This window comes from Streptomyces jumonjinensis (assembly GCF_009600885.1).
Lineage (GTDB): Bacteria > Actinomycetota > Actinomycetes > Streptomycetales > Streptomycetaceae > Streptomyces > Streptomyces jumonjinensis.
In genome coordinates this window covers 1-11,855 of sequence record NZ_VCLA01000209.1, presented here as the reverse complement: position 1 = coordinate 11,855, position 11,855 = coordinate 1, and the positions used below count along the sequence as shown (strand labels likewise).

8 protein-coding genes and 1 pseudogene are annotated in these 11,855 nt (G+C 72.9%); 6 read left to right on the top strand and 3 right to left on the bottom strand.

Annotated elements, in window-relative coordinates; translation table 11 throughout:
• The 6 genes and pseudogenes from FF041_RS39960 to FF041_RS37445 form a co-directional block, all read left to right on the top strand.
• Nucleotides 1-403 (top strand): annotated as a pseudogene (locus tag FF041_RS39960) (potassium-transporting ATPase subunit B); the annotation flags it as partial.
• Nucleotides 404-407: 4 nt separating this feature from the next.
• Complete coding sequence (locus FF041_RS37465; protein ID WP_153527261.1) at nt 408-1,094, top strand: potassium-transporting ATPase subunit C; 687 nt, start codon at nt 408-410, stop codon at nt 1,092-1,094.
• A 355-nt stretch (nt 1,095-1,449) separates the two neighbouring features.
• Entirely contained in the window at nt 1,450-2,322 is an 873-nt protein-coding gene (locus FF041_RS37460) for an aminotransferase class IV family protein (RefSeq protein WP_194292385.1), read from the top strand.
• A 286-nt stretch (nt 2,323-2,608) separates the two neighbouring features.
• On the top strand, nt 2,609-2,860 hold the full coding sequence (locus tag FF041_RS37455) for an acyl carrier protein (RefSeq protein ID WP_194292384.1): 252 nt from the start codon (nt 2,609-2,611) through the stop codon (nt 2,858-2,860).
• Nucleotides 2,857-4,419, top strand: coding sequence for an AMP-binding protein (locus FF041_RS37450; RefSeq protein WP_153527257.1), 1,563 nt, complete (start codon nt 2,857-2,859; stop codon nt 4,417-4,419). The genes FF041_RS37455 and FF041_RS37450 overlap by 4 nt, the downstream gene beginning before the upstream one ends.
• Nucleotides 4,419-8,900: a non-ribosomal peptide synthetase gene (locus tag FF041_RS37445; protein ID WP_153527256.1), complete on the top strand. Its 4,482-nt coding sequence runs from the start codon at nt 4,419-4,421 to the stop codon at nt 8,898-8,900. The genes FF041_RS37450 and FF041_RS37445 overlap by 1 nt, the downstream gene beginning before the upstream one ends.
• 75 nt (nt 8,901-8,975) lie before the next feature.
• Here the strand turns inward: FF041_RS37445 and FF041_RS37440 are convergent, their stop codons facing one another.
• The 3 genes from FF041_RS37440 to FF041_RS37430 form a co-directional block, all read right to left on the bottom strand.
• Nucleotides 8,976-9,776, bottom strand: a complete 801-nt coding sequence (locus FF041_RS37440; RefSeq protein ID WP_153527255.1) for an N-formylglutamate amidohydrolase — start codon at nt 9,774-9,776, stop codon at nt 8,976-8,978.
• A 174-nt stretch (nt 9,777-9,950) separates the two neighbouring features.
• On the bottom strand, nt 9,951-11,276 hold the full coding sequence (locus tag FF041_RS37435) for a cation:proton antiporter (RefSeq protein WP_323393725.1): 1,326 nt from the start codon (nt 11,274-11,276) through the stop codon (nt 9,951-9,953).
• A gap of 2 nt (nt 11,277-11,278) precedes the next feature.
• Entirely contained in the window at nt 11,279-11,749 is a 471-nt protein-coding gene (locus FF041_RS37430) for a cation:proton antiporter regulatory subunit (protein WP_153483958.1), read from the bottom strand.
• Nucleotides 11,750-11,855: the final 106 nt, after the last annotated feature.

Sequence of the window (11,855 nt, the reverse complement as noted above, 5' to 3'; positions counted from 1 at the left end):
CCTCGACTCCAACCCGACCAAGCTCATCGAGATCGTCGAGATCGGCAAGCAGCTCCTCATCACCCGGGGCGCCCTCACGACCTTCTCCATCGCCAACGACGTGGCGAAGTACTTCGCCATCATCCCGGCCATGTTCGCGGTCGCCTATCCCGGCCTGGACAAGCTGAACATCATGCAGTTGTCCTCGCCCGAGTCGGCGATCCTCTCCGCCGTCGTCTTCAACGCGCTGATCATCATCGCGCTGGTGCCGCTGGCCCTCAAGGGCGTGCGGTACCGGCCGACCAGCGCGGACCGGATGCTCCGGCGCAACCTCGGGATCTACGGACTGGGCGGACTGGTCGCCCCGTTCATCGGCATCAAACTCCTCGACCTGATCATCTCCTCCATCCCTGGCATCGGGTGACGACATGAACACCTCTGTACGCAATTCGGGACGGCTGATCGCGGCGGCGCTGCGGGCCCTCCTCGTCCTGACCGTCGTCTGCGGGCTCCTCTACCCGCTCGCCGTGACCGGCGTCGCCCAGGGCCTCTTCCCCGGCAAGGCCAACGGGTCGGAGATAGAGGCCGACGGCAAGGTGGTCGGCTCCTCCCTCATCGGCCAGTCCTATCTGCTGCCGAAGATGAACCCCGACGACCCGGACGAGGCTCCGAGGCCGGACCTCAAGTGGTTCCAGCCGCGCCCCTCCAACGGCCTGGGCAGCAACAGCGTCAACACCCAGTACTCGCTGATCCTCTCCGGGGCCACCAACCGCGCCGGAAACAACACCGAGCTGATCCAGTGGGTGAAGGACGCCAAGGCGGCGGTGGTGAAGGACAACTCCACCGCGGGCCACCGGGTCAAGCCGTCGGATGTGCCCGCCGACGCGGTCACCTCGTCCGGCTCCGGCCTCGACCCGCATATCTCGCCCGCGTACGCCGAACTCCAGATCCACCGGGTCGCCGAGCGGAACGAGCTCCCGGTGGAGCGGGTGCGGGGACTGGTGAAGGACCACACCAGCGGCCGGATCCTCGGATTCATCGGGGAGCCCCGGGTCAATGTCCTGGAGCTCAACGTCACGCTCAAGAAGCTCGCGGGGGAGACCACGCGGCCGTGACGGCGTCCGCGCCGTACGCATGACGTCCTCGGACGGGCCCGTTCACGGTCCGGTCGCCCGGCTCACCCGAGCCGGACGGCCGGACCTTCGGCATGCCATGCGCCCGGCACGCATGCGCGCCCGGCACACCATGCGCCCGGCGCGCTGTTCGGCCACCCGTCGGCCGCTCGTCGACCGGCCTTCGGGACGACCCGGCCGTACGCCCACCGGGCCGCCCCCCCCGGCCGCAGCCGGAGATCACCGGCCGTACGCGGTACGACGGGCGTGGAGATCACGCCCCGCTGCGGCATGATCGTTTCAGGCTCCCCGCCGGGATTCCGGCGGGGAACGTGACCACGATCCGGGAGAGATGCCGATGAGCACCGCCGACGCCTACGCCGCGCCGACCGCCGACGCCCACGCCGCGCCGACCGCCGAAGCACCGCCCGCGCACACCGTCACCGAGCGGAACGGCCGGGCGGCGACCGCCGGGGAGCTGGCCCCGCTCGCCTTCGCGGGCTATGCCCACTTCACCGCCATACAGGTGCGCGACGGCCGGGTCCGCGGCCTCGATCTCCATCTGGAGCGGCTGCGGTCCGCCTCGGTCGAGCTGTTCGGCCGGGCCCTGCCCGACGACCGGGTGCGGTCCTTTCTGCGGACGGCGCTGGAGGCCGGTCCCGCCGACCTCTCGCTGACCGCCACGGTGTACTCGCCGGCCGGTGAGTTCACCGTGGCCGGTCCCGACGCGGAGCCCGAGATGCTGGTCCGCACCGGACCCGCCGCGTCCGGCCCCGAGGGCCCGCTGTCCCTGGCGACGGTCGAGTACGAACGGGTCCTCCCGGCCGTGAAGCACGTCGGCGAGGTGGCCAAGACGTACTACCTCCGCCAGGCCGTCGAGCGGGGCTTCGACGACGCCGCCTTCCTCGACCGCCGGGGCCGGTTCAGCGAGGCGTCCATCTGGAATCTGGCCTTCTGGGACGGCGACGCGGTGGTGTGGCCCGTGGCCGAGATGCTGGGCGGCACCACGATGGGCGTCGTCCGCCGCCAGTTGGAGCGCCTCGGCGTTCCCCAGTACGACCGGGAGATCACGCCCGCCGATCTGCCGGAGCTGGCCGGGGCCGTGGTCATGAACTCCTGGACGCCGGGTGTGGCGGTGCACCGGATCGGCTCCACGGCCCTGCCCGCCGCGCCGTCCTTCCTGGAGCTGCTGCACCGGGCCTACCAGGCGGAGCCGCTCACTTCGCTGTGAGCTCGGGTGCGGCGCGGCGCGGACCGGGCGGTGCCGCCGCCGATCCGCGCCGCGCCCGGCGGTGCCACCGACCGGCGGCGGAAGACCTTCTTCCGCCGCCGGCGGCGGCCTCGCGGCGAGCGTTACGGACGTTTTCGGACCACGTCACAGGGACCGGCCATGTCCATGGACCCCGTACAGATCGCTGAACGGCCCGGCGGAGTCGCTCGTACATCAGATAAATACCCCTCCCCGGAACGCGTGATCCGGCGAGCGCCTCGTGCGGGAAGAAGCGGTGATGAATCCGATGTTCGAAGAATCCACCCGACTGGACGGAAAGATCTGGGTGATCCGTGTCGTCGAGGACGTGCTGCGGGCCGGGCCCGTGGCGGCCGTCGACAGTTTCCACGCCTTCGGAGGGTCCTCCCTCCAGGCGATGCGCGTCTGCGTCCGGGTGGAGAAGGAGACCGGGGTGAAGGTCGCCCCCGAATTCCTGCTCGACAGCGACAGCATCGGCGCGTTCGCCGACACCGTGGTCGCCCTGGTGGCAGCCGGATGAACGACCCGTCACTGATCCATGGAGCGGTCGCCCGGCAGGCCGCGGCCACGCCCGACGCGATCGCCGTGGTCACCCGCCATGAGCGGGTCAGCTACGCGGAACTCGACGCCGCCGCCGACGCCTGCGCGGCGGAACTCCAGTACCTCGGGGCCGGGCCCGGCGATCTGCTGCCGGTCCTGCTGCCGAGATCGGCCCAGCTGGTGGCCGTGCTGCTCGGAGTGCTCAAAAGCGGCGCCGGGTACGCGGCCCTGGACCACCGCTGGCCCCCGGAACGGATCCGAAGCGTCCTGGAGACGCTGAAGCCGCCGCTGTTCATCACCCGGGAGACCGTGCCCGGCGATCTCGTTCCCTCGTGGGCTCCGCCGGCCGAAGGGCCCCGGTGGACGGCGCGGCGCTGCCCCCGCCCCGCGCCGCCCGAGCTCACCGGCGACGCTCCGGCCGCCGTGTTCTTCACCTCGGGTACCTCGGGCGTGCCCAAAGCCGTCGTCTCACCGCACCGGGCGACCACCCGGCTCGCCCCCGACGCCACCGCCTGGACGGGCCCCGGCCGGACCATGGTCCAGGCCGCGCCGGTCTCCTGGGACGCCTTCTCCCTGGAGACATGGGGACCGCTGATCACCGGAGGCCGCTGCGCGATGGCCGACGGAGACTTCCTGCTGCCCGCGGAGCTGCGGCGGCTGATCAGCGCACGGGGGGCCGACGCGGTCTTTCTGACCACATCCCTCTTCAACCTCCTGGTCGATGAGGACCTGGACTGCTTCCGGGGGCTGCGGACCGTGCTCACCGGAGGCGAGCGCATGTCGCTCCCGCATGTCCGACGCTGTCTGACGGCCCACCCCCGGCTCGCCCTGACCAACTGCTACGGACCGGTCGAGAGCTGTGTCTTCGTCTCCACCCAGCCCGTCGGCGCCGCGGAGTGCGCCACGCCCGGCGGAGTGCCCCTCGGCACCGCCGTCTCCGCCACCGGAGTACACATCCTGTCCGGAGACCGGCCCGCCCCGCCCGGCACGGTGGGCGAGATCTGCGTCTCCGGCCAGGGACTGGCACTGGAGTATCTGGGCGACCCGCGGCTCACCGCGGAGAAGTTCCCCACCGTGCGCGTCGGTGGCGCGGACACCCGGGTCTACCGCACCGGCGACCGCGGTCTGCTCGACCAGAACGGAGTACTCCACTTCCGTGGCCGCGGCGACCGGCAGGTGAAGATAGCCGGCCACCGGGTCGAGCCGCAGGAGATCGAGACGGTCTGCCGGAGGATCCCCGGCGTACGGGAGTGCGCCGTCGCGGCCCTGCCCGACGAGAACGGCGGCGGCGCCCGGCTGGCCCTCTTCTACACGGTCGAACCGGTCGAATCGATCGAACCGGCCGGAGCCCCCGGACGCCGGGACCTCACCCCGGCCGCGCTGCGCCGCGCGCTGACCGAGGTCCTGCCCCACTACCTCGTACCCCACTTCCTCTCCCGGCAGCCCGCCTTCCCCCTCACCCCCAACGGCAAGGTGGACCAGGCGGCCCTGTCGGCGCTGCTGACGACCCCGCCCGTCCCCGCGAACAGGAGTCTGTGATGGCGCTCGGCCAAGCCGGGAATCCGAACCTCCCGCCGGTGACCCATCCGATGTCGTACGAACAGGAGGCGATCTGGCTCAACGACGAACTGGGGGAAGGAGTCTCACGGTACGTGGAGTCCTGGGCGCACCGGCTGCGCGGCCCCCTCGACGTTCCCGCGGTCGAGGCCGCGCTCTCCGGCGTCGTCCAGCGGCACGAGTCGCTGCGCACCCGGCTCCGTCTGAAGGACGGACAGCCGTGCCAGGAGGTGCTGCCGGCCCTGCCCGTCCCGCTCATCAGACGGCGGGTGACCGCAGGGGAACTGCACACGGCGGTACGGGAGGCCGTGTCGGGCCCGCTGCCGCTGGACCGGCCGCCCCTGCTCCGCGCGACCCTCCTGGAAGTCGGGGAAATCGGGGAAGCCGGGGAAGCCGGGGAAATCGGAGAAGGGGACGCGGTCCTCGCCGTCGCCGTCCACCACGCGGCCGTCGACGGCTGGTCCCTGCATCTGCTCGACGAGGAGTTCAGCGCCGGCTACCGGGCGGCGATCGGGGAGAGCGTCCCCGCACCGCCCCCGATACCGCTCCAGCCCGGGCCGTACGCACGCGCCCAGCGGGCCGGCCGGACGCCCCGGCCCGAGACCGCGGCGTACTGGAGACGCGCTCTCGCGGAGCCGCCCCTGGAGTCCACCTTCCCCCTCGACCGGCCGCGCCCGTACACCCTCGGCCCACGCGGCGGAATCGCCGACTTCACCGTGGACCGCGAGCTCACCGACCGGCTGTACCTCCTCTGCCGGGAGCTGAGAACCACCCCGTTCGCCGTGCTCGCCGCCGCCGTCACCGCGCTGATCGCCCGGCACGGCGAGGGGAACGACGTCGTCCTCGGCACCCCCGTCTCCCGGCGCGACGGGATCGATACGGAACCCCTGATCGCGTGCCTCGCCGAAGTGCTGCCCCTGCGCCTCCGGCTGGAGCCCGGACAGTCCTTCCGGGAGCTGGTGGCGGAGGTCCGGCAGACTGTCCGGTCGGTCAAGACGCACCGGGACATGCCGTACACCCGGCTGGTCGCCGAGGCCGGAGTACGGCCCACCCGCGCCCGGACGCCGCTCTTCCAGGTAGTGCTGACCGTGGACGACGGACAGGCCCCGGGACTCTCGCTGCCGGGGGTGCGCGCCGAACGCCTCCACCCCCACGACGGAACGGCGAAGTTCGACGTGCTCCTCCACCTCCGGCCCGAGAACGGCATGTTCCGGGGCCGGCTGGAGTACGCCGCGGATCTCTTCGACCCCGCCACCGCCCGGCTGCTGGCCGAACGCTTCCGCACCCTGCTGGACTCCGCCGTGACCCGCCCGGACGCGGCGGTCGCGGACCTGGCCGTACTGACCCGGGACGACCGCGAGCGGGTCACCGGCGTATGGGCCCACGGCCCGGCCCCCACCCCCGGGGCGCCCCTCGCCCACGAGGCGTTCGTCCGGGCCGCCCGGCGCACCCCGGACGCCACCGCCGTCGAATACGGCGATGAGCGGCTGACGTTCGCGGCGCTCGACGCCGCGTCCGACGCGGTCGCCGCACGGCTCACCGCGGGCGGGCACGGGCGCGGCAGGGTCGCCGTGCTGCTGGAGCGCTCCCTCCGGCTGCCGGTCGCCGTGCTCGGCGTGCTCAAGGCGGGCGGCTGCTGCGTGCCCCTCGATCCCGGCTATCCGGCGGACCGGATCGCCTTCATGCTCCGCGACAGCGGTGCGGGAGCGGTGCTGACGGACCGCCGGACCCTCGCCGGCGGGAGCGTGGACACGGCGGAAGCCGCCGTGCTGCTCATGGCCGACCCATCGGACACCCCATCGGCTGGCCCACCGGCCGGCCCGCCCGCCGCCGCCGTCCCCGTGGGCCGCGAGGACCCCGCGTATATGGTCTACACCTCCGGCTCCACCGGCCGGCCCAAAGGCGTGCCGATGCCGCACCGGGCGCTCGCCGTCCTCACCGACTGGCAGGTCCGCCGGTCCGCGCTGCTGGGCCACGGCACCCACAGGACCGCGCAGTTCGCCCCGCTGAGCTTCGATGTGGCGTTCCAGGAGCTCTTCACCACCTGGGCCTGCGGCGGCACGCTCGTCCTGGTGCCGGAACCGGTGCGGCGCGACCCCGCACGGCTGCTCGCCCTCATCGCGGACCGGAGGATCGAGCGGCTCTTCCTGCCCTATGTGGCGCTCCAGCAGATCGCCGAGTACGCGGCCGTCGACGGTGCCCGGCGGCGTCTTCCGGCGCTGCGCGAGGTCGTCAGCGCCGGAGAGCAGCTCTACATCACCCCCGCCATCCGGCGCTTCTTCACGGAGCACAGCACCGCCGTCCTCGACAACCAGTACGGGCCCTCCGAGACGCATGTCGTCACCGCCGGACGGCTCACCGGACCTCCCGTCCGCTGGCCGGACCGGGCCCCGGTCGGACGCCCGGTGCCGGGCGCGAGCATCCATATCCTCGACGACCGGCTGACCCCGGTGCCCCCCGGAGCGGTGGGGGAGATCTGCATCGGCGGCGAAAGCGTCGCCCCCGGCTACCACGGACGGCCCGACCTCACCCGGCGGAAATTCGTACCGGACCCGTTCGTACCGGGCCCGTTCGTACCGGGCCCGTTCGCGCCGGGCCCCGCCCGGCTGTACCGCAGCGGCGACATGGGCAGATTCCTCCCCGACGGCACGATCGAATTCCATGGCCGCCGCGACGAACAGGTCAAGATCCGCGGCTATCGGGTCGAGCTCGGCGAGATCGAGTCCGCCGTCAAAGCCGTGCCCGGAGTCGCCGACGCGGTGGTGACGGCCGACGCCCCGCAGCCGCACCGATCCCGGCTGCTCGCCCACTACATCCCCGCGGGCCCCGCCGCCCCGGACGCCGGACAGCTGCGCCGGGCACTGCGGGAGCTGCTGCCGGGACCGTTGATCCCGGCCCTGATCACGGCGGTGCCCGGCTTTCCGCTCACCCCCAGCGGAAAGGTGGACCGCGCCGCGCTCTCGGCGCCGGACGCACCGGACGCACCGGAGGAGGGGCCGGCTCACGCGCGCACCGCGTCGGAGCACCGGATGGCGGAGCTCTGGAGAGAGGTGCTGGGAGTCCGCCGGGTCGGGGTGGACGACGACTTCTTCTCGCTGGGCGGGGACTCCCTGCTCGTCGTGCGGCTGCTGCTGAGGGTGTACGAGGAGTGGGGCGTCAGGCTGAGCCTCGGATGCTTCTTCGCCGCGCCCACCGTCAGCCGGATGGCCGCGCTGGCGGAGGACGCCGGGCACCGGCCCGCCGCGCCGGATCTGCTGGGCGACACCGAGCCGCACCCGTCGATCGTGGCGGCGCCCTTCGCCGGGCGATCCGCCGGCCTGTCGTCCAGCCTGTCATCCGACCGGTCATCCGGCCGAGGGGAACAGCTGCTGCTCACCGGTGCCACCGGGTTCCTCGGCGTCTTCCTCCTCCATGAGCTGCTCCGTACCACCGACGCCACCGTCCACTGTCTCGTCCGCGCCTGTGACACCGCGACCGGGACCAAGCGGCTGCGCGCCGCGCTCGACGCGTACGGACTCAATGACGAGAGCTTCCCGGAGCGCATCCGGGCCGTCCCCGGGGATCTGGCACAGGAGGGGCTGGGCCTCCCGGCCCCTGTCTTCGACGGACTCGCGCGCCGCGTCGACGCCGTCTACCACTCGGGTGCGGCGGTTCATCTCGCGTACTCCTACGAGCAGCTGCGCATGAGCAATGTGCGCGGCACGGCGGAGGTGCTGCGGCTCGCGGCGCTGCACCGCACGGTTCCCCTGCACCACATCTCCACCGTCGGGGTCCACTCCTGCGGGACGGCGCCCGCCGGGCCCATCCGCCCGGAGGACCCGCTGCCCCCGGCGGACCGGCTGCGCAACGGGTACGCGCAGAGCAAATGGGCGGCCGAAGTGCTGCTGGAGCGGGCGCGGGAACGCGGACTCCCGGTGTCGGTCTACCGCCCCTCGCGGATCTGCGGAGCGTCCGACAGCGGGCTGTGCCAGACCTCCGACTACTTCTGGCTGCTGCTCAGAGGATGCGTCGAGGCCGGTCTCGCCCCCGTGGATCTGGCGGAGAGCTTCGATCTGGTCCCCGTCGACTATGTCAGCAGGGCGGTGGTCGCGCTCTCCCGTACGCCCGGGACGGCGTCCCGCACCTTCCATCTGTCCGCCGACCGCCGTATCCCGCTGGCCAGGGCGGTCGACTGGCTGCGCGCCCTCGGCTACGGCATCGACGACGTACCGCTCGCCGACTGGCGGCGGGCCGTCGAGGGCGATCCGGCCAACACGGCGTTCCCGCTGCTCTCGCTGCTGCCGTCCGGCGCGGCCGGTGACACGACGGCCCGTTCCGGCGGGGGAACCGCCTTCGACGCGACGAGCACCCGGGAGGCGCTGCGGGGGAGCGGGATCGACTGCCCGGAGGTGGACGGGCGGCTCTTCGCGCTCTACGTGGAGTCGTACGTCCGCACCGGTTTCCTGCCGCCCCCGCCCCGTTGAGCAGGGCGCACCCCCCGGCCCGGGGCTTTCCGGCCCCGGGCTTTCGGTTCCGGGAGGCCCGGACAGCGGCGGCTCTCAGCTCCGGGAGACCACATCCACCAGGCCCGCCAAGGCGTCCGCGAGCGCTGTGAGTCCCGGGCCCGCCGGTCCGCCCGGCTCCCGCATGTAGCCGTCCCGGCGGATCTCCACCATCAGAGCGCTCACCCGCGGATCCCTGCCGTAGAACTCCAGCGGCACATAGGCGCCGGCGAACGGACTGTCCGTCCCGGTGCCGCCGAAGCCCGCGAACGCCGTCCGGGCCGCGGCGGTCAGCGCGGGCGGGGTGTGAAAGGCGTCGGTGCCCAGGCAGACCGGCGGGCGGGGACCGTCGCCGTGCAGCTCGTACGGCAGCCGCTCGGTCGGATACGAGTGCACATCGATGATCACCGCCCGTCCGGCAGCCGCGAGCCGGTCCGCCACGGCGGCCGTCATGGCCCGTGCGTACGGGGTGAAGTACCGGTCGATCAGCGGCCGGGGGTCGACGCCCGCCGGGCGCAGCGGCTCGCGGTGCGTGGTCCTCGTATACACCGCGCCCATGCCCGCCGACAGCATCTCCTCGCGCTCGTCGGGGAACCGCTCCGGGTCCACGACCAGCCGCGAGAGCCCGTTGACGAACCGCCATGGGGTGAGCGCCGAGGCGTCCGCCGCGGCCTCGGCCAGCCGGTCGGTATGGGAGTCCGTGATGTGGTCCAGCTCCCGCTCCAGGGCGTCGTCGTCCAGCACGATGCCCTCGCGGACGGCGGGCGGAATCGTCCGCGAGGAGTGCGGGACATGCAGGATCACGGGGGAGCGGGGCGCTCCGGGCAGAAACCGGAAGGAATCGTACGGGTGGGACATGAGGTCTCTCCGGGCTCACGGGCGGCGGGGCGGTCGCCCACCGGACCGGCCCGTGCGCGGCGGCGTACGGGCCGGACATCCGGGCAACTCCGCTCCGGCCGCCGTGATTCCGCCGCCGGGAAGGGCGGGCAGGGGGAGAGAACCCTCCGCCCGCCCCTCTCGGTTGGCGGTCCGCTAGCCGGGCCCGTGCCCGCTGGACGAGGGCGTCACCGTGCCCGCGGCCGTGGACGGCGGCGCCGAAGGGAGGCCGCCGGGCGATGCCCCGGGCCCCGCACCCTCGCCGCCGGGCGACTTCTCGTGCCCCGCGCCCTTGCCGCCGGGCGTCACCTTGGGGCGGGCGCCCCCCATGACGCCGGGCAGCAGCCGCCCGACCAGCGGCTCCGTCCAGCGCGCCGCCAGCGGCCCCAGGATGACCAGGATCAGCACATACGCCGTGGCGATCGGGCCGATCTTCGGCTCGGTGCCGACGGCGAGGCCCGCGATCACGATCGAGAACTCGCCGCGCGCCACCAGCGCGCCGCCCGCCCGCAGTCTGCCGCGCGGACCGATGCCCGCGCGCCGTGCCGCGTACCAGCCGGTGAGCACCTTGGTGACCACCGTGACGATCGCGAGCAGCAGCGCGGGCAGCAGCACCGGCGGGATCGCGGTCGGGTCCGTCGACAGACCGAAGAAGACGAAGAACACCGCGGCGAACAGATCCCGCAGCGGGGTGAGCAGCTTGCGCGCGCCCTCGGCGACCTCGCCCGAGAGGGCGATGCCGACCAGGAACGCGCCCACCGCCGCCGACACCTGGAGCTCCTGGGCGATGCCCGCGACCAGCAGGGTCAGCCCCAGCACCACCAGCAGCAGCATCTCGGGGTTGTCGGAGGAGACGGCCCGGCTGATCAGCCGCCCGTGTCGCAGCGCGAGATAGAGCACGATGCCGACCGCGCCCAGCGCGATGAGGAGGGTGATGCTGCCGCCCGCGAGGCCCACGCCCGCCAGCAGCGCGGTGAGCAGCGGCAGATAGACCGCCATCGCCAGGTCTTCCATCACCAGGATGCCGAGGACCACCGGGGTCTCCCGGTTGCCCAGCCGTCCCAGATCGGTGAGGACCTTCGCGATGACGCCGGATGAGGAGATCCAGGTCACGCCTGCCAGCGCGACCGCCGCCACCGGCCCCCAGCCCAGCAGCAGGGCCGCCGCCGCGCCGGGCAGCGCGTTGAGCACGAAGTCGACCGCGCCGGACGGATACTGCGTCTTGAGGCTGTCGACGAGTTCGGAGGCGCTGTACTCCAGGCCCAGCAGAAGCAGCAGCAGAATCACGCCGATCTCCGCGCCCACGGCGACGAAGTCCTCGCTGGCGCTGAGCGGCAGCAGCCCGCCGGTCCCGAACGCGAGGCCCACCAGGAGATAGAGCGGGATGGGGGAGAGGCCGACGCGTCCGGCGAAGCGGCCTATCAGGCCCAGGGCGAGGATGATCGCGCCGAGTTCGATCAGCAGCGCGGTGGTCTCGTGCACAGTCAGCCTCCGGCGATGATCTCGGCGAGGGCGTCTACGCCCTCTCGGGTGCCGACGGCGACCAGGGTGTCCCCGATGGCGAAGCGGAAGTCCGGTCCGGGCGACGGGTGTGCGGCGGTGCGGCGGAGCACGGCGACGATCGAGGCCCCGGTGCGGGTGCGCGCCTGGGTCTCGGCGAGGAGCAGTCCCGCGTACGGGGAGCGGGCGCCGACCGGGATGTGCTCGGTGACGAGGTCGATCCCGTCGGTGCGTACGGCGTCGATCGGGGCCGGGTCGATCAGATGCGCCAGCGCGGTGGCCTCGTCCGAGGAGAGCGGGACCTCCAGCCGGCAGGCGTCGGGGTCGTCGGCGTCGTAGAAGCCGAGGAAGCGCCTGCCGTCGTGGTGGACCACGACCGAGATATGGCGTCCTTCGTCGGTGGTGAAGTCGTACTGCGTGCCGACTCCCGGCAGTGAGGTGCGACGGGTTCCCATGCTCGCCTCCCGAGGCGTGGGTCGTCCTCTCACCGTGGGCGGGTGAGCGGGGGGATTGTGATGTACCGGACAGTCTACGAAAGTAGATCAGTACAGGTCATCGAGG

What these genes read in the sequence shown, in the direction of transcription:
- FF041_RS37430 (WP_153483958.1), bottom strand. Translation starts at nt 11,749, where the DNA reads ATGGGAACCCGTCGCACCTCACTGCCGGGAGTCGGCACGCAGTACGAC.
- FF041_RS37455 (WP_194292384.1), top strand. Translation starts at nt 2,609, where the DNA reads ATGTTCGAAGAATCCACCCGACTGGACGGAAAGATCTGGGTGATCCGT.
- FF041_RS37440 (WP_153527255.1), bottom strand. Translation starts at nt 9,776, where the DNA reads ATGTCCCACCCGTACGATTCCTTCCGGTTTCTGCCCGGAGCGCCCCGC.
- FF041_RS37465 (WP_153527261.1), top strand. Translation starts at nt 408, where the DNA reads ATGAACACCTCTGTACGCAATTCGGGACGGCTGATCGCGGCGGCGCTG.
- FF041_RS37450 (WP_153527257.1), top strand. Translation starts at nt 2,857, where the DNA reads ATGAACGACCCGTCACTGATCCATGGAGCGGTCGCCCGGCAGGCCGCG.
- FF041_RS37445 (WP_153527256.1), top strand. Translation starts at nt 4,419, where the DNA reads ATGGCGCTCGGCCAAGCCGGGAATCCGAACCTCCCGCCGGTGACCCAT.
- FF041_RS37460 (WP_194292385.1), top strand. Translation starts at nt 1,450, where the DNA reads ATGAGCACCGCCGACGCCTACGCCGCGCCGACCGCCGACGCCCACGCC.